General features: G+C 55.2%; 16 protein-coding genes. 4 read left to right on the plus strand and 12 right to left on the minus strand.

Features of this window, described 5'->3' with window-relative positions; all coding sequences use genetic code 11:
• Nucleotides 1-68: 68 nt before the first annotated feature.
• From pdxB to EHV07_RS15990, 3 genes are all read right to left on the minus strand, one after another.
• Nucleotides 69-1,205 (minus strand): 4-phosphoerythronate dehydrogenase PdxB, encoded by a 1,137-nt coding sequence (pdxB, locus tag EHV07_RS15980; protein ID WP_371419645.1) that lies wholly within the window; start codon nt 1,203-1,205, stop codon nt 69-71.
• 94 nt (nt 1,206-1,299) lie between these two features.
• Nucleotides 1,300-1,707 (minus strand): DUF2000 family protein, encoded by a 408-nt coding sequence (locus EHV07_RS15985; protein WP_147198993.1) that lies wholly within the window; start codon nt 1,705-1,707, stop codon nt 1,300-1,302.
• A gap of 53 nt (nt 1,708-1,760) precedes the next feature.
• The gene (locus EHV07_RS15990; RefSeq protein ID WP_147198994.1) at nt 1,761-2,615 is read right to left on the minus strand and encodes an AraC family transcriptional regulator; all 855 of its coding nucleotides are present in this window, start codon (nt 2,613-2,615) and stop codon (nt 1,761-1,763) included.
• A gap of 101 nt (nt 2,616-2,716) precedes the next feature.
• On the opposite strand from EHV07_RS15990, the gene EHV07_RS15995 reads away from it, so the two are divergent.
• Nucleotides 2,717-3,622: a DMT family transporter gene (locus EHV07_RS15995; RefSeq protein WP_147198995.1), complete on the plus strand. Its 906-nt coding sequence runs from the start codon at nt 2,717-2,719 to the stop codon at nt 3,620-3,622.
• A gap of 129 nt (nt 3,623-3,751) precedes the next feature.
• On the plus strand, nt 3,752-4,777 hold the full coding sequence (flk, locus tag EHV07_RS16000) for a flagella biosynthesis regulator Flk (RefSeq protein WP_147198996.1): 1,026 nt from the start codon (nt 3,752-3,754) through the stop codon (nt 4,775-4,777).
• Between the two features lie 2 nt (nt 4,778-4,779).
• Here flk and EHV07_RS16005 read toward each other — a convergent pair whose 3' ends face one another.
• On the minus strand, nt 4,780-5,232 hold the full coding sequence (locus EHV07_RS16005) for a rhodanese-like domain-containing protein (protein ID WP_147198997.1): 453 nt from the start codon (nt 5,230-5,232) through the stop codon (nt 4,780-4,782).
• An 88-nt stretch (nt 5,233-5,320) separates the two neighbouring features.
• On the opposite strand from EHV07_RS16005, the gene EHV07_RS16010 reads away from it, so the two are divergent.
• On the plus strand, nt 5,321-6,748 hold the full coding sequence (locus EHV07_RS16010; RefSeq protein WP_147198998.1) for a PLP-dependent aminotransferase family protein: 1,428 nt from the start codon (nt 5,321-5,323) through the stop codon (nt 6,746-6,748).
• Nucleotides 6,749-6,764: 16 nt separating this feature from the next.
• On the opposite strand, the gene EHV07_RS16015 is transcribed toward EHV07_RS16010, so the two are convergent.
• The 6 genes from EHV07_RS16015 to fabB all read right to left on the minus strand — a co-directional run bounded on the left by EHV07_RS16015 (nt 6,765) and on the right by fabB (nt 15,144).
• Entirely contained in the window at nt 6,765-8,006 is a 1,242-nt protein-coding gene (locus EHV07_RS16015) for a maltoporin (protein WP_371419697.1), read from the minus strand.
• Between the two features lie 87 nt (nt 8,007-8,093).
• Nucleotides 8,094-9,755 (minus strand): alpha,alpha-phosphotrehalase, encoded by a 1,662-nt coding sequence (gene treC / locus EHV07_RS16020; RefSeq protein ID WP_147199000.1) that lies wholly within the window; start codon nt 9,753-9,755, stop codon nt 8,094-8,096.
• A 52-nt stretch (nt 9,756-9,807) separates the two neighbouring features.
• Nucleotides 9,808-11,217: a PTS trehalose transporter subunit IIBC gene (gene treB, locus EHV07_RS16025; RefSeq protein WP_147199001.1), complete on the minus strand. Its 1,410-nt coding sequence runs from the start codon at nt 11,215-11,217 to the stop codon at nt 9,808-9,810.
• 153 nt (nt 11,218-11,370) lie between these two features.
• Nucleotides 11,371-12,336 (minus strand): trehalose operon repressor TreR, encoded by a 966-nt coding sequence (gene treR, locus EHV07_RS16030; RefSeq protein ID WP_147199002.1) that lies wholly within the window; start codon nt 12,334-12,336, stop codon nt 11,371-11,373.
• Nucleotides 12,337-12,439: 103 nt separating this feature from the next.
• On the minus strand, nt 12,440-13,615 hold the full coding sequence (locus EHV07_RS16035) for an MFS transporter (protein ID WP_147199003.1): 1,176 nt from the start codon (nt 13,613-13,615) through the stop codon (nt 12,440-12,442).
• Between the two features lie 308 nt (nt 13,616-13,923).
• Nucleotides 13,924-15,144 carry a beta-ketoacyl-ACP synthase I gene (gene fabB / locus EHV07_RS16040; protein ID WP_147199004.1) on the minus strand — a complete coding sequence of 407 codons (1,221 nt, stop codon included), beginning with the start codon at nt 15,142-15,144 and terminating at the stop codon, nt 13,924-13,926.
• Between the two features lie 157 nt (nt 15,145-15,301).
• Between fabB and mnmC the strand changes: the two genes are divergently transcribed.
• A complete protein-coding gene (mnmC, locus tag EHV07_RS16045; protein WP_147199005.1) occupies nt 15,302-17,410 on the plus strand; it encodes an FAD-dependent 5-carboxymethylaminomethyl-2-thiouridine(34) oxidoreductase MnmC in 2,109 nt (702 codons plus the stop codon).
• A 42-nt stretch (nt 17,411-17,452) separates the two neighbouring features.
• Here the strand turns inward: mnmC and EHV07_RS16050 are convergent, their stop codons facing one another.
• Nucleotides 17,453-17,734 (minus strand): YfcL family protein, encoded by a 282-nt coding sequence (locus EHV07_RS16050; protein WP_147199006.1) that lies wholly within the window; start codon nt 17,732-17,734, stop codon nt 17,453-17,455.
• A 55-nt stretch (nt 17,735-17,789) separates the two neighbouring features.
• Nucleotides 17,790-18,332, minus strand: a complete 543-nt coding sequence (locus EHV07_RS16055) for an elongation factor P hydroxylase (RefSeq protein ID WP_147199007.1) — start codon at nt 18,330-18,332, stop codon at nt 17,790-17,792.
• Between the last annotated feature and the right edge of the window lie 32 nt (nt 18,333-18,364).

Raw genomic sequence — 18,364 nt, forward strand, 5'->3', positions numbered from 1 at the left:
TTGGTTTACTCCAGACAATGACATAAAAAACAAAAGGCGGTGAGTCCACCGCCCGGCAATTCAGATTTTTACGAGGCCGATTTGAAAACGGCATTGAAGCCAATTTGCTTCAGCAACACCGCGGCCTGCTCAGAATCACAGATTACCCGCAGTGAAGACCACTCGCGGCGCTCCAGATAATTTTTGCGCAGGCGATCGAATTCGCCTGGGATGGCGGCTACTTTTCGCAGCGGTGCATCATCGCGGCGCACATCATACACCAGATGGGCCAGTCTTTTCAGCGTTGGCTGATCCAGCTCGCCGTGCAGCGTGATTTCACCAAACTCTGGCGCAGGAAGCAGCGTGGCGAGTTCGACCTGTTGCGGTTGTCCAAGGAACTGTGTCCAGGCCTCGAAAACCTGCGTTGTGCCACGCGCTTTACCTTCCAGCGTGTAGCCGGCGATATGCGCGGTCGCGATGTCCACCTTATCCAGCAGCGGCAGAGAAAGTTCCGGCTCCGGTTCCCAGACGTCTAACACCACGCTCAGATCGCGACGCTGCTGCAACACGTTCAGCAAGGCGGTATTGTCCACGACCGGACCACGGCAGGCATTGATCAGGATGGTGCCCGGCTTCAGCGCCCGCAGCAGCGCTTCGTCGGCCAGATGCAGCGTTTTGTATTCACCCTGCTTAAACAGCGGCGTGTGGAAAGTGAGGATATCAGCTTCGGCCACCAGCTCTGAAAGCGGCAGAAACTCGCCCTCGTCACCGCGATCGGCGCGAGGCGGATCGCAAAGCAGAGTCCGAATACCGAGCGCCGCCAGACGAGCCTGTAAACGGCCGCCAACGTTGCCGACGCCGACAATCCCCACGGTGCGATCTTTCAGCAAAAAGCCATCGCGTTCCGCCAGCAGCAATAAAGCGGAGAAAACATATTCCACCACGGCAATAGCATTGCAGCCCGGCGCGGCAGAAAAACCAATCCCCTGCTCTTGCAGGAATGTCTCATCAATATGGTCGGTACCCGCCGTCGCCGTACCGACAAATTTTACCGGTTTGCCGCCGAGCAGCTCAGCGTTCACTTTTGTTACCGAGCGCACCATCAGCCCATCGGCATCATCCAGCTCGGCCTGCGGCACCGGCCTGCCCGGCACGGCAACCACGGTGCCCGTGCGGCTGAACAGCTCGCGGGCATAGGGCATATTTTCATCAACGAGAATCTTCACAATTGGGTTCCTGCTCTGAAACAGTGAGGGGCGGTATTCTGCCATAATCCCACCGAGGGGATAACCCTGAAGTGCGGCGTTCGGCAATCTGTCGTCAGGGATGTAGCGAAAGTCCTTTAATGACCTTATCTACCTGCTTTTTTGGCCCACGCAACGCCAGCCCAGCCAGACACAGATTACTGGCGTCCTCCGCCATAAAAACTTCCCGGTTGGCCTCATCGTTTCCGGTTGAAAACATCGCCTGCACATAAGGAATCAGCGTCAGTTCGCGTTCCAGTCCTTTCCGGTGAGCATGTTGCAAATCCGCCAGATCGGCGGAAAAAATCAGCATCGGTTGCCCATACAGATTACCGTACTGCCGTCCAAGCGCGTCGACGTAGGGCTTGCCCATCATTTCAGGCGAGGCGGAGGCAATTCCCGTGGCGAGAAACGCGACGACGTTTAATTTCTGCCAGACCGCCAGATCGTCGCGCACCACAATCGCTACTTTCGTATCAAACATCACTTTCTCTCCTGTTACTGGTTGAAACAAGAGAGTGACAGATTTGCTGTTGTTCAGTCTGGAACGTTTGTGCACTGACGCTGATACAAAGCCGGAGACATGCGATAAGCGCGCTGAAACCAGCGTCCCAAATGGCTCTGATCGGCAAAACCAACCGTCGCGGCGACGTGCGCCGGTTCCAGACCCTGGGCAAGCAGCACGCGGGCAGTTCGTAACCGTAGACGAACCAGGTAAGCATGCGGCGAGAGTCCAAACGCCTTTTTAAATTGTCGGTTCAGGCGAAAGCGATCTAATCCGCTATAGTGCGCAAGCTCATCCAGTCCGATGTCGCATGCCATCCGATCGTGCAGATAAGATCTCAGCAAATTCATCTGTCCGACAGAGCCATCAAGCAGGGAAAGCGGCCGTGCCTGAATATGCCGCCCAAGCAGCGAAAGCAGATGATCCAGGCTCTGATCGCGCGCCAGCCGACCTTCATTATGATGGATGGCAAAAAAGGCCTGCTGGATGGCGGCGATCAGCAACGGATCCCCGGTCAGCGTATGCCGAAAGCCGGCTTCCAGCGTCGATACATCCCCCAGGCCACGCTGCTGCATCATGCCCGTTACCCAAGGCTGCGGCAGGTAAAGCATGAGATAGGTAAAGCCATCCTGCTCGGGCGCATGCCCGTCATGAACCGCACCGGGTTCAATAAGTATGGCCTGGCCGGGCGTGCTGGTATGGAGAAAACGGTGACAGTTAAAGCGCTGCAAGCCCTGTTGCGTAACGCCCAGCAGGATTTCATCATGATCGTGAGGGTCGTAGGCGTGCCCCCTGAAGTGCGCATGGACGCTTTCGATGCGGGTCTCTTCATCACGACGAAGTTCGACCCAGTCGTTGCAGCCTTTCTTATTACGCCCTGCATCCATAAAATCGCTCCACAAATCAACGGCTGGATCAAATTATCATTTTTCGTTTGAAACAGGGCAAGCGTACACTGGCTGTCGTTCACTTAACTCCAGGTAAATTGATGAATTTTATGTTTCCGCTGCTGGCCGTGTTGATCTGGTCGGTGAATGCTATCGTCAGTAAAATTTCGGCTGGCGCTATCGATCCGGCCGCGATCTCTTTTTATCGCTGGCTGGTGGCGTTAATAACCCTGACGCCGTTTGTATTGCCTGCCGTCTGGCGCAACCGCCAGCAAATTAAAAAGCTGTGGTGGAAGCTGCTGGTCCTTGGCCTGCTGGGAATGGTGCTCTATCAGAGCCTGGCTTACTATGCTGCTTATAGCGTTAGCGCACTGTTTATGGGAATTCTGGCTTCGCTGATCCCGCTGTTAACGGTCTTAATCAGCATGGTGGTATTACGACTGGCACCAACGCTGGGGATTGTTCTCGGTGCGGTTTTATCGCTTAGCGGACTGATCTGGCTGGTCAGTCAGGGTAATCCTCAACAGCTGCTGACGCACGGATTAGGAAAAGGTGAGCTAATGATGTTTGCCGCGTCGACATCCTACGCCCTGTATGGCGTTCTCACCAAACGTTGGGCAATCCCGCTGCCCAACTGGCAGAGCCTCTATGTGCAAATTGTTTTCGGGGTAATCCTGCTGACGCCGGGCTTTTTCCTGGCGCAGGATATTTCTCTTAATGCCCATAATATTCCGCTGGTGCTGTTTGCCGGCATCCCCGCTTCCATTATCGCTCCCTTCCTGTGGATTCAGGGCGTGATACGGATGGGCGCGAATACCGCTACCATTTTTATGAACCTGACGCCGATTTTTACTGCCGTCATTGCGGTTGCGTTTTTACATGAAGCGTTGCACAGCTATCACTTTATTGGCGGCGGCATCGCGCTGTTTGGCGTTATTCTTGCTCAGCGTTTGCGCACGCCGCTGCGATTCAGGAAACGACCACAGTCGGAACAGCCCACTCCTTAACCGGCCTGTAAAATAATTCCCCCTGCGCGGCGTCCCGCTACTACCTATCGCAGGGCGGGATTGTTATCATAGCGAATCCCCCTTTTCCGGCGCGCCCCGGATATTGACCTGTGAGTTAAGGATTTTGCCATGCAACCTTTAAGTGGCCCAGGTGCGCCGCTCCCCGGCAATCGTACGCAAGTCGATGCCGGATCGGCCTCGCCTCGTACCGGCCCCGGCGATCAGCCGCTGACCCCGGCTCAGCGCACCACGCTGGAAAGGCTGATTGTCAAAATCATGTCGCTCAGCTCGTTAAAGTCTCCTGAACTGTGGGCTGGAATGCGGCACGAGGTCGGCGTAAAAAATGATGCTGGCTTATTATCCCGTCACTATCCCGCTGCCGAGCAGTTTCTGAATACGCGCCTCTCTCAGGTGCAGAATACGCACGCCACGCGCCAGCTGTTTCAGCAGTTAAGCGACCTGTTGCCCCAGGGCAATAACCGTCAGGCTGTGAGCGATTTTATTCGCCAGCAGTTTGGCCATACCGTTCTCAGTTCGCTTAACCCAGACCAGTTACGTCAGGTGTTAACCATGCTGCAAAACGGGCAGATGGCGATCCCGCAGCCGCAGCAGAATCGCATTACTGACCGAACGCTGCTGCCTGCCGAGCATCACGCATTAAATCAGCAGATTTCGAAGCTGGCGGCCGCCACAGGCGAACAGCCGGTTAAGCTGTGGGCTGCCGCATTAAAAGTGGTGAACCTGCACAGCGGCGATCCTATCCCGTCCCGCTTGTTCCCGCTGCTCACGCAATATTTGCAGGTGAGTCAGACGCTGAGTCACCACGCTGCGCCAACGCTTCCAACGCTGCTTTCTTCTCTGAAAGTGCCGCCGGATCATGCTGAACAACGCATGCTGGAAGACGCCAGCCAACAGCGCTTCCAGCTGCCACCTCAGGCGATACTCACCCCGGCACAGGCGCAGGATTTAATGAATCTGCTGTTTGCCCGTCGTGCTGAACGCCTTAAGGAACAGCCGGTCGCCGACAGTGAAATCAATCCGCAGCCGCTGTTTGGCTACGTGCCGCCAGTGCTGCTGCCTTTGGTGAACCGTCCGGCATTTACCGCCTTTGCCGTGCTGATTTTGATCGGCTTTTTGCTGTGGATTTTTCTCTGATATCAGCAGCCGCAGTCCGCTAAAACCGTCTGCGGTGGCCACTCGCCCACCGCATCGCCTGGGGTGACCGGATGCTGGTCACGCCGCCAGAAATCCAGCCCGCCAATCAGCTCTTTTACCCGAAACCCTGCGGTTGCCAGCTTCCATGCGCCTTTGGTCGAGCCGTTACAGCCGATCCCGTCGCAGTAGGTGATATAGACTTTTTCTTTGTCCAGATCCGCCAGGGTTTCCGCGTTCATGGTGCGATGAGGGAAGCTGATTGCACCGCAGATATGCCCCATTTGATACTGCTCTGGCGATCGGGTATCAATGACCACAATATCGGCGATCCCCCTGGCTAAATCCTGCGCCACATCCCAGGCATCGGCATAATGAGCCAGCTTTTCGCTAAGCCAACGTTCGCTCTGCTGAGCAGACGGCGGAGGAAACTGTAAAACGGCAGAAACGGTCATCATCACAACTCCTTTGATTAGTGTCTGGCTCAATGATACGGTGAAATGGCCTTAACAACAGGACCCATTTCACCAGGCCAATAAGACCACTATGTCACTGAACAAGGTTCCGCTAATCCAGATTTTTGCTTCTCAGCAGGCGCAAACGTTGCGGGACAAGCTGTGTGCAACGCTGCGCCAGTTAATCGTTAGCGGAACATTGCCACAGGGCGAGCGGCTCCCTTCCTCACGCCTGATGGCTGCCGATTTGTCACTGTCCCGGGTGACGGTAGAAGCCGCCTACACGCAGCTGGAAAGCGAAGGTTATTTAGTGCGTAACATCGGTAAAGGCACTTTTGTCGCCATTGCGCTGGAACCACCGCGGCGAGTCCGAAAAATGGCGCAGCCCGCGCCGCTGGCGCTTTCCTCTCGCGGTAAAAAGATCGTTGCTACCGGAGGCTGCCGGGATCCGCTTTATCCACAGGCGTTTGCCGCAGGCTCGCCTGATTTGCGCGTCTTTCCTCATGACATCTGGCGACGTCTGACCGCGCAACGCTTACGGTCACCGGAAACCGTGATGGGCTATGGCGATCCGCAGGGATTACCAGAACTGCGCCAGGCGGTTGCACGCTATCTCGCGCAGTCACGCGGCGTGCGCTGCGCGGCTGAGCAGGTGATAATCCTCACCAGCTCCCAGCAGGCGCTGAAAATGTTGGCGATGCTGCTGTGCGATGTGGGTGAAAAAATCTGTCTGGAAGAGCCAGGCTACAGCGGCGCTTTTAACGCGTTTGTCAGTGCCGGAGCAGAAATTAGCGGCCTGGAACTCGACGATCGGGGCGCAAAAATCCCCGACACGGGGCGAGCGAAGCTGATTTATCTGACGCCTTCACATCAATATCCCACCGGCGTCACCATGAGTTTGTCACGACGTCTGCAATGGCTGGCTTATGCTAACAAGCACGACAGCTGGCTGATTGAAGACGATTACGACAGCGAATTTTACTACGATGAGCAGCCAATGCCTGCGCTTCAGGGCCTTGATGATAACGGTCGGGTGCTTTATCTCGGGACATTTTCAAAGGCGCTGTTCCCTTCCCTGCGGCTGGCTTATCTGGTGGTGCCACCCGCGCTGGTCGAGCCTTTTTGTCGGATGCGCAGCGTCATGGACGGACACAGCGCCCAACTGATGCAGGCCGTCACGGCGGACTTTATCATTCATGGTCATTTTCAGGCGCATCTGCGGCTGATGCGTAAGCTGTACGCCAGCCGTCGCGATCTGTTGCTGACGCAGCTGGCTGAAAAACTCGGTGACAGGCTCAGGCCGCAAAGCCACAGCGGCGGATTACAGCTAACGGTGACGCTGCCGGGCGGCGGAGAAGAACGGCTTACGCGGGCAGCGCTTAACGCAGGGCTGATTTTGCCACGGCTGTCGCCGCTGTATCAGGGGGCGGTAAGAGAGGAAGGCTGGCTGTTAGGGTTCTCCGTTCTACAACGAGCGGAGATTATTAACGCGGTCGATAAGCTTGCGCGGCTGTTTTAGCGCGTGCACGCCACCATCACCACCAGATTTCCATCTGCGCGCCGAAGGTCACTTCATCATTATTACCCCGACTAAATGTGTTCAGGCTGGTATCGCTGTAGGCCGTCCCTGATACAAAACCGCTGTCGTCCGCCGTGGCATATCCCCATTTCTCATTCCATTTTGCATAGGTGGCAAACAGACGAAGTGCCGGACGCGCCCAAACGCTGGTACCCGCCTGCCACTGCTGTGCCAGGGTCACTTTATACTGGCTGTTGCGCTGGCCGGTAAGCTGCGATTTAACATTGTCGTAGCCAAACTCCAGCAGGGTACTCATGATCGGCGTCCAGTTGTACATGGGACGCATGCCCAGCGTATACCATTCTGAACCGTTCTGATTGTCGCGGTCGATATGCTGATACATTGCGACGTAAGACAGGCCCCATCGATCGTTAAAATCGACAGCCCCGTGATCCAATACTCGCAGCATACGGCCATTATTATCCACTGAGGCGCCCTCGCTGCGACCGTTATTCAGCGACGTCATGGAATCCGTAGCATACTGCACGGCGAGGATATTATTGCCCTTCAGGATGTGCTGATTGTGCAGCGCGGTGAACATCCAGCCCGCTTTGCTTGCGCCCTCCTGAAGCCGATAGCCATCCTGCACGTTGGCACGACCGTAATCTATTCCCAGCTCGAGCGAACCGCCCGGATTGGTCTCAAGCCCAGCGAAACGGATATCAAAAACGTCATTGATGGTTGGCCGCTCATCGCGCTGCGTGTCCAGATAGCCCTGTGAACCGCCAGACTCGCTATTACGAGTGACCGCCAGTGAAAGCTTACCGAAACCCGTATCAATATTTTCCAGACCCGCGCCCGGTCCGGAAATATCCCAGTAGTAGAAATCGATCATATGCACGTCATGACGCTGGTAAAAACGCTTACCTGCCCAAAGCGTGGTGCCGGGCAACCAGTCAATCAGATTAACGCCCGTAATGTTCACTTCGCGAAAGCCCGGTTCTACCGCCTCAAAATCAGAGCGCTGGGAAACCGCATAGGCAAGCGTCGTATCGAAGTAAAAACTTTTGTCGCCCCCTTTCCAGGCTTCCTGTCCCAGTTTCAGTTCGGCATAGGTTTCGCATTCATTTCCCAGGCGATACTTGCTTTGTGCGCCGCTGGCCTGAAAGCATTGTTGTTCTCCCCCGCTTCCGCTCCAGCCGATGCCGGAACGGGCATAGCCGTGAAAATCTACGGCCAGGGCGGGTGCAGCGGCCATACCGCTGACCAGAACAGAAAGACACAGTTGTTGCAGAGATTTTGTGGCAGTCATTTTAATTTCCTTATTATAAAAATCCTGATTAGGTCAGTTTTTCAGCCACCAGATAGCTTCAAACGGACGCAGTGTTGTCGCTTGCGGCTGTCGTGGCGCATCGGCATAGTTGCTGATAAGGCGATGCCAGCCGGGTGCAGTCATGTTTTCTCCAGGCTGCCATGTCAGCGGCTCGCGGCTTAAATTCGCCACGACAATCAGCTGCCGATCCTGCCAGCGACGTCGATAGCACCAAAGCATCGGGTGGAGTGGCGCCAGATCCTCATAATCGCCTTGCGTCAGTAGTGCATACTGCTTGCGCAGTGCGATCAGCTGGCGATAGGTGTGAAAAATGGAATCGGGATCGGCTACTGCCGCTTCTGCATTGATGAGCGAAGCGTTTGGCGCGCAGCGCAGCCAGGGGGTGCCTGTGGTGAAACCAGCCTGCGCTGAGCTGTCCCATTGCATTGGCGTACGGCTGTTGTCGCGGGATTTACGGGCAAGAATAGCCAACAGCTCAGACTCGTTGCGGCCCGCGGCGCGTAATTCAGCATACATATTCAGGCTTTCCACATCGCGATACTGGTCAATGTGGGTAAAGCCAGGGTTAGTCATGCCAATTTCTTCACCCTGATAGATATAGGGCGTTCCCTGCATACCATGCAGCACCATTGCCAGCATTTTAGCGGCAGGCTCGCGCAATGCGCCTTCATCACCAAAACGTGAAACAATGCGCGGCTGATCGTGATTACACCAAAACAGCGCGTTCCAGGCGCGATTATGCATACCGCGCTGCCAGTAGTGAAAAATCGTTTTCAGCGCAACAAAGTCTGGGCTGGCCTGGGTCCATTTTTCCCCGTTGAGATAGTCCACCTTTAAATGGTGAAAGTTAAAGGTCATGGAGAGTTCGCTGCCATCGCATGCAGCATACTGCTGGCAGTTTTCCAGCGTGGTGGAGGACATTTCACCCACCGTCATCAGGCCGAGAGGCTGAAATACCTCACGGCTCATTTCCTGCATGTATTGATGAATTCGCGGGCCATCGGTATAAAAACGGCGGCCGTCGCCTTTGTCGTCATTTGGCAGGCCCGGCTCGCGGGAAACCAGGTTAATGACGTCCAGCCTCAGACCATCGACGCCTTTATTCGCCCAGAACCGGCAAATTTTCTTTAACTCCTCACGTACCGGCGGATGTTCCCAGTTCAGATCGGCCTGCTCTGGGGCATACAGGTGCAAATAATAGTGCCTGCTGGGTTCATGCCACTGCCAGGCCGAGCCGCCAAACTTAGAACGCCAGTTATTAGGCGGCCCCGCTTTATCGCCTTCACGCCAGAGATAAAACTGTCGGTAAGCGCTTTGCGGATCCTGTGAGGCCAGAAACCAGGGATGTTGGGTCGAGGTATGGTTAAACACCATATCCATGACGATACGGATACCCCGTTGATGCGCCGCAGCCACCAGCCGTTCAAAATCAGCGAGGGTGCCATAGGCAGGATCGATATCGTAGTAATCCGCCACGTCGTAGCCGTTATCTACCTGAGGCGAAACGTAGACCGGCGTCAGCCAGATAGCATCAACGCCCAGCGTCTGCAAATAGTCCAGCCGCGACGTTACGCCGTTGAGATCGCCATAACCGTTGCCGGTACTGTCCTGAAAGCTTTTTGGATAGATTTGGTAAATGACCCCGTTCTGCCACCAGGGAAGTACATCACTCATCGTGATAATCCTTTATTGTCATAAGCGGCCCATTCCTGGGCCAGAGAGTGCGTTAAACCGGTAGCGATCCGCGACGGGCTTTATGTCGGTACACCATAACGGTCAGCAGGATGGGTACGATTATCGCGATCAGCATTGCCGCCATAAAAATCAGCCAGAACTGCGGTCGAATCGATAAAATCCCCGGCAACCCGCCAACGCCAATACCGTTGGCCAATACGCCATACAGGCCGCAAAGTAAGCCAGCGATAGCCGACCCGATCATCGCGCACAGCATGGGAAAACGATATTTAAGATTGATACCGTACATGGCCGGTTCAGTTACGCCGAGATAGGCGGAAAGGGCTGCCGGGATAGAAATCTCCCGTTCGTTTGCCTTGCGGCTGATGATAATAATGCCGAGAACGGCAGAGGCCTGAGCGATATTCGACAGGGCGATCAGCGGCCAGAGCGGCGTACTTCCCATGCTGTTGATCATCTGCAAATCAATCGCCAGGGTAGTTTGATGAATGCCGGTGATCACCAGGGGCGCATACAAAAAACCAAACAGCGCAGCGCCAATCGGGGCAAAACTGCCGGTCATCAGTGCCTTCACGCACCAGGCAATACCGTCACCCACCAGGCGGCCAAAAGGCCCGATTGCCGCGTGCGCAAGGAAGACGGCCAGTAAAAGCGAAACAACCGGCACAATAACCAGATAGAGGTAATCCGGGGTCAGTTTCTTTAGTCTGATTTCAATCCACGCCAGCGCCATGCCTGCCAACACGGAAGGAATGACCTGCGCCTGATAGCCGACTTTTTCAATGACAAACCAGCCGAAGTTCCAGACTTCCGGCTGCTGCTGCCCGAGCAGGTAGGAATTCATGAGCTGCGGCGAAACCAGGGTAATACCCAGAACAATGCCCAGTACCGGCGTTCCCCCCATTTTCTTAACCGTTGACCAGCAGACGGCCACCGGCAGAAACATAAAGATCGCCTCCCCCAGCAACCACAAGAAATCATAAAGGTTTTGCCAGGCCGGGTGCATTTGTGCCAGCGTCTGGCCTTCTGAGAAGGGAATATCACCGATAATATTACGGAAGCCGAGGATCAAGCCGCCGCTGATCAGCGCGGGTAGCAGCGGAAAAAAGATTTCAGCAAAGTGAGAGATCGCCCGTTCAGACCACTTCATATTCTGTCTTGCGGCAATTTTAGTTTGTTCTTTATCGGCCGTGCTGTGTCCTGTGGCCGCAATTAATGCCTGATAGTACTTCCCTACGTCTGGCCCGATAACGACCTGGAACTGCCCCGCATTTGTGAAGCAGCCTTTTACCATGGGTAGCGCTTCAATGTCTTGTGGTCGGGCCTGACTGGCATCATTAAGCACGAAGCGTAACCGGGTAATACAGTGGCTTACAGCGGCAATATTGCCGTCGCCGCCGACCAGCTCAATCAGACGATCAACGTCATAAAATTTTTCCATAGGAAGTCCCTTCCATTTTTATTTTATTAAAATGAATTCAAACGTTTTTAGATCGGACGGAGTGTAACCATTCTCTTTCTAACCGAAAAAGGGAACGTTCCCATTTTGGCGCAGCGATCACAAAATAACCGTTATTGACCCGAGTTTAAGCGTTTACAGGAAAGCGGGAGGAGAGTTGAGATGGCAGGGAACGACAATATCACGCAGAACCGACTCACCGTTTAGCTGGGCCAGAAGCTGTTGTGCTGCCTGAACACCCGCTTTGTCGTAGCCAAATTCTACCGATAAGGTTTCAGGAAACAGGAAACTCAACAGTGGGCTGTTGCCAATAGCACCAACCTGGATACCGGTGATTTTCTGCTGTTGTAGATATTTGATAGCGCCGAGAGCAATGCTGTCGGAGGCACAAATCAGTGCGGTTGTTTCCGCAGCCAGCACGCTGGAAGCATGGTCATAACCGTGTTGAAAACTCAATTCTCCTGACGAACTGAGCGGCGTAATGTTCAGACGCTGACATCCTGCAATATAAGCCTGATAGCGACAAGCGCCTGTGGTGGCATCGCTTTGGTTCACGCCAAGGTAGCTGATATGCCGATGGCCTTGCTGACTCAGGCTGTCCATCAGCAGATTGACTGCACCGGCGTCGTCATAGCGTACCGAGGAAAACCCAACGTACTGACGTACCATCACCACCATTTTCTCCTGCCAGCGGCTGAGCAGCGCTTCCGTCAGGCCATTAAAGCCAAACAGGATCACGCCATCCACATGGCGTTGCGCCAACATATGCAAATGCCCGGAGACCAGCTCGGGATCAAACTGACTTTCCATGATTATCGGGTCGAACCCGTGCTGATAAAACAGCGGCAGCATGGTTCTCACCGCCTGGTTTTCCGCAGGAGAATCAAGACGCGAGACAATAATGCCGACCACCCTGTCGCTTTGTCCACGCATGGCGCGTGCCGACTTGGAAGGGGTGAATCCCTGCTGATGAATGACCGCCTCTACTCTGTCGCGCGTTTTCTGGCTTACGCTATGTTCACCGTTCAGCACGCGTGAAACCGTCGATTTCCCTACCCCACTCAGACGAGCGATATCCTTGATTGTCAGACGGTTGTTCATAGCGTATCTGTTGTAATGAGGTTAATGCGGATTAGCCACAGAGTAGCCTATTCCGCAAAAACAATCTGCGATTCATGGCATTCGGCTAACAAAAATCAAGCGGTCATTGATTTCTGGCAAAGTTAAGCGTGACGGCAATACCCAGCACCGCGCAGATTGCACCCGCCAGATAAACGGCGCCATAACCCAATGAAGTTGCAAGAAAACCGGTCAGCGGGCCGCTGGCACCGTAGGCGACATCCTGAAAAGCGGAAAATCCGCCCAGTGCCGTGCCGCGAACCTGAGGCGCTACGCGTTTTACCACTTCCACGCCGAGCGCCGGAAAGACCAGCGAGCAGCCGCAACCCGTCAGCGCCGCGCCTGCCAGCGCCATCCAGCCGTTTACAGCCAGCCCCAGCACCAGCAATCCCATTGCTTCGATCGCCAGCGAAATCAGCGCAACCTTAACGCCGCCAAGCCTGTCGGGCATCCAGCCAAACAGAATACGCATCAGCACAAACGCCATGCCAAACGCGGTGAGTGCAAATCCCGCATTGCCCCACTGCTCGCTGGCAAAATAGAGCGTGGTAAAGGTGCCAATAACAGCAAAGCCGGTTCCCTGTAACGCCAGCGCAAAACCGGGAGAAAGGATCTGGCCGACCACTTTCCACAACGAAGGCCGCTCACCGCCATGCGTTGGCACCGGTTTAACCCAAAAGTTAAACAGCAGCGCGATACCCGGCAAAATAATGGTCGCGATACCCATTGCCATAAAACCCCAGTGGTTATGCAACAGCAGCCCCAGAGGTGCACCGGCGGCCAACGCGCCATAAATCGCCATGCCGTTCCACGACATCACCTGACCGGAACGTTTAGGCCCGACGAGGCCCATCCCCCAGGTAAGATTGCCGGTGAGTAATTGACTTTCGCCAAAGCCGAGCAGCAACCGCCCCACGACCAGTAGCGCAAATTTGCCCATGACGGGCAAAGGCAAAATGGCGGCCAGAACATAGGCTATACCAACCAGCATACAGGCCAGCATGCCCTGTAAAACCGAGCGTTTGGCACCACGCTGATCTGCCAGTCTTCCGGCATAGCCGCGCGTCAGCAACGTTGCAAAAAACTGTACGCCGACTGCAATGCCCACCATCACATTGTTCAGCCCCAGTTCCTGATGAACAAACAGGGGGATGACCGGCAAAGCCAGCCCGGCGGTGAGGTAGGTCAAAAAGACGGCGAAAGAAATAGCGCCCAGCGAAACGGTTGCCCGGGTCGGGCGTTCATCGGTGATTGATGACATGAGACACGCATCTCCTTATGTTTACGTAACGGGCCGCATTATACGCACCCGGCTATTCCGCTACAAAGAGCGGTTCAGGTGCGTTGATTAACGTAAACGCTTACGCAACATCGATGAAGACGTTGAGGGGAATGTTTAGCGGGTGAGTGTGACGAATTAAATCAGTAACGTCAATTTAACATTGGGGTATTTATAATAACAAACCCAAGGCAGCTGTGTTCTCCAGGCGAAAAAAAAGATGCCTTGTGAGCATCTTTATTTCGCAGACGTAAGCCGCAATGCAGCTTACGTCTTAACCCGATGACGAATTACAGCTTACGCATAACCAGCGTAGCGTTCGTTCCGCCGAAACCGAAGCTGTTAGACATCACGGTCGTCAGTTTCTGCTCGGTTGGTTTAGTCACGATGTTCAGACCTTCAGCAGCCGGATCCAGCTCGTCGATGTTGATGCTTGGCGCGATAAAACCGTGCTCCAGCATCAGCAGTGAGTAGATGGCTTCCTGCACGCCAGCGGCACCCAGAGAGTGACCGGTCATGGCTTTAGTCGCAGACATTGCCGGGGTGTTATCCGGGAAGACTTCGCGGATTGCGCCCAGCTCTTTCACATCACCAACCGGCGTGGAAGTACCGTGGGTGTTCAGGTAGTCGATTGGCGTATCCACGCCCTGCATTGCCAGACGCATACAGCGCATTGCGCCTTCGCCTGATGGTGCAACCATGTCTGCGCCATCGGAAGTTGCGCCGTAGCCAACAACTTCAGCATAGATGTGTGCGCCGCGAGCCAGTGCATGCTCCAGCTCTTCCACCACGACCATGCCGCCGCCGCCAGCGATAACGAAGCCGTCACGGCTGGTATCGTATGTACGGGACGCTTTTTCTGGCGTGTCGTTGTATTTGGTGGAGAGTGCGCCCATTGCATCGAACTCGCAGGACATTTCCCACACCAGCTCTTCGCCGCCACCGGCAAAGACCACGTCCTGTTTGCCCAGCTGGATCTGCTCAACGGCGTTACCGATGCAGTGTGCTGAGGTTGCGCAGGCAGAGCTGATGGAGTAGTTCACGCCGTGGATTTTGAACGGCGTTGCCAGACAGGCAGACACGCCGGAAGCCATCGCTTTAGTCACCATATACGGGCCAACGCCACGCAGGCCTTTAGCACGCATGCCGTCGACGCTGGCTGCCTGGTAGAACGGTGAACCGCCGCCAGAACCCGCAACCAGACCCACGCGTGGGTTGTTCTGGTACTGCTCAGCAGTCAGGCCGGAATCTTTTACCGCTTCCAACATAGAGATATAAGCATAAATGGACGCATCGCTCATAAAACGCAGAACTTTACGATCGATGAGGCTGGAGATCTCGTCTTTAGACAGCTTGACGTTACCCCAGACGTGACTACGCATACCGGAATCTTTCAGCTCCTGAGAGAAGGTAATGCCGGAACGCCCTTCACGCAGAGATGCAAGGACTTCCTGTTGGTTATTACCAATGCTGGAAACGATACCCAGGCCAGTAATCACTGCACGTTTCATTCAATACCTCGTTAACTACTTATATTAGGATTCGACACGCACTTTAGCGTACAGTTGTAAGCCGAACAAGTCCGATCAGCGCTTAACTTTTGTAAATTTGCGTGGGCACCCCCGGGTGGTTACAATCGCAACACCGCAGGATAACTGAGTTTTTGCCGTGAAAAGCGCCCCAATTGAGCATGCTGAACTGAACTGGAATGAACAGGGTACACCTGTATCCCGAACCTTTGGCGACGTCTATTTTTCCAATGAAAACGGACTGGAGGAGACGCGACATGTCTTCCTGGCGGGCAATGACCTGCCCGCTCGTTTTATCACGCATTCACGGGCGCTGTTTGTCACCGCCGAAACCGGTTTTGGTACCGGATTAAACTTTTTGACGTTGTGGAAGGCGTTTGACCAGTTTCGTGCAACCACGCCAGACGCAAAGCTACAGCGTTTACACTTCATCAGCTGTGAGAAATATCCGTTAAGCGTTAGCGACCTTGCCAGTGCGCATGCCTGCTGGCCTGAACTGGCCGATTACGCCGCCGCGCTGCGGGACCAGTGGCCGGTCGCGCTGCCGGGCTGCCACCGCCTGTTGTTGGATGGCGGACGCGTGACGCTGGATTTATGGTTTGGCGATATTAATCAGCTTATTCACACTTTTGATGACAGTCTGCAAAATCAGATAGATGCCTGGTTTCTTGATGGCTTTGCGCCGTCGAAAAACCCCGATATGTGGACGCCAGCGCTGTTCGCCTGCATGGCAAAAATGGCCCGTACAGGCGGCACGCTGGCCACCTTTACCTGTGCCGGATTTGTTCGCCGTGACTTACAGGAAGCCGGTTTTACCGTTGCTAAACGTCCCGGGTTTGGCCCTAAACGGCATATGCTTTCCGGGGTGATGGAAGAAGCGCTCTCCCCCCGATCTCAAACCCCCTGGTATGCACGCCCAGCGGCTAAAGAGACCGATTTTATTGCCGGGCCTGGCAATTCGGAAGATTCTGCCGAGCCGAATAACGCTGAAAGTACTGCGCCTGGCGAACACGCAGGCAGTGCGGGTGGAAGCGATATCTCAATAATCGGCGGCGGCATTGCCAGCGCGCTGCTGGCGCTGGCGCTGCTGCGGCGCGGCAAATCCGTTACGCTTTACAGCGCCGATGCACATTCTGCTCAGGGCGCTTCCGGCAACCGTCAGGGCGCGCTTTATCCGCTGCTTAATCATCATGACCCGGCGCTGGCACGTTTTTTCCCTGCCGCCTTTACCTTTGCCCGTCGCCTGTACGATCGCCTGCCGGTCGATTTTGATCATCAATGGTGCGGCGTCACCCAGCTCGGCTGGGACGAAAAAAGCGCCGATAAAATTGCCAAAATGTTGACTATGCAGCTGCCGGAAGAGATTGCCCGCGCGGTTAACCAGCAGCAGGCCGAAGCGCTATGCGGCGTGGAAACCGGTTGCGGCGGCATCACTTATCCGCTGGGCGGTTGGCTTTCCCCTGCGCAGCTAACGCCTGCGCTGTTTGCTCTTGCCCAACAGCAGGGATTACAGATTCACTGGCAGCATAAACTGACCACGCTCGTGCCTGACGAGTCCGGCTGGCTGCTGGAATTTGTTGATCAACCTGCCCGCCATCATACCAATGTGGTGCTGGCAACCGGGCATGCACTGACCGATTTTGCGCAGAGTGAAGCGCTCCCTGCCTATGCGGTTGGTGGACAGGTCAGCCATATTCCCACCACGCCGGCACTGGGCGAGCTGAAACAGGTGCTGTGCTACGACGGCTATCTGACGCCGGTCAATCCGGCTAATCAGCACCACTGTATTGGTGCCAGCTATCATCGCGCCGACCGTTCAACCGCTTATCGTGAAGAAGATCAGCAGGAGAATCGTGACCGGTTGCTGCGCTGCCTGCCTGAAGCCGACTGGCCCAAAGAGGTGGATGTGAGTGAAGGCAGCGCTCGCTGCGGCGTACGCTGCGCCACGCGCGATCATCTGCCGATGATTGGCCCGCTGCCGGACTATTCGCGCACGCTGGCCCAGTACGCCACGCTGGCACAGCATAAGGATGAGGCGGAAGATGCGCCCGTTCATCAGGGGCTGTTTGTTCTGGGCGCGCTGGGTTCAAGAGGATTATGCAGCGGCCCGCTGGCGGCCGAAGTTCTGGCAGCGGAGCTTTGCGGCGAGCCGATCCCGCTGGATCGCGATACGCTGGCGGCCATGCATCCTAACCGTTACTGGGTTCGAAAACTGCTGAAGGGAAAAGCGGTGAAGACGGCGAGCTGAGGTAAAAACCGGGTTCAGGCGGCACGACTGCCGCCTGATTATTCAGGAAGGCTGGCGTGCCTGAAGGAAAAGGTTGTCCCACATGCCGATGACCAACGCCTGATCGCGCGGGGAGAGCTCTCCGGCATCAATGGCGTTATGCAGACTTTTCTGTACCTGAATCTGCAACGCTTCCGGCGTGTGTTCGCCAGACTGTTCGATCTCAGCCACGGCCAGCGTCAGGTGGCCACGCAGATAGCCACTGGCGAACAGCTCATCATCACTGGCACTCTCCACCATGTCGTCAATCAGGGCCAGAATACGCGCTTCAAATTCATCGATCATACAATTCCTTATTCCTTTACGTCGGGCCGTGGAAGCTGTGCCGCTATCGGCAGGCTCAGAGATCTTCCGGCCACGGAAACTGCGCTGCATTCAGCGGGGGTGTGGCGTAATAGTGACAAAGCGCCGCAATAAAACGCGCGGGCCGTGGCGGAATACCCTTTTCCAGGTGCGCCATGACCTGGGCATGCACTTTACGCTGGAACGCGATGCGATCCGGCTCACAATCGCCATTGAGATTGTCACAACTTACATTGAAGGGAAACCCTGCCGCAACACAAAACATCCATTCCAGTGACTGTGGCTTAACTTCCACCGCTTCAAACTGGCTTTGTGTCATCGCATCACGGCCGTCAGGACAGTACCAGTAGCCAAAATCCACCTGCTTGCGGCGCCCGGCGCCGGCAATGCACCAGTGTGAAATCTCGTGCAGCGCGCTGGCGTAGTAGCCATGCGCGAAAACGACACGGTTGTAATCCAGCGCTTCATCAGCAGGCAGATAAATCGGTTCGTCGTCGCCCTTTACCAGGCGCGTATTAAATTCTTCAAAAAAGCAGCCTTCAAAGATGTCAATCAGCTGCTGATAATGGTGAGCAATCATAGTTATCTTCTGCAAATACTCGCGCCATAAGA

It is taken from the genome of Pantoea sp. CCBC3-3-1 (genome assembly GCF_007981265.1).
Classification (GTDB): Bacteria; Pseudomonadota; Gammaproteobacteria; order Enterobacterales; family Enterobacteriaceae; genus Erwinia.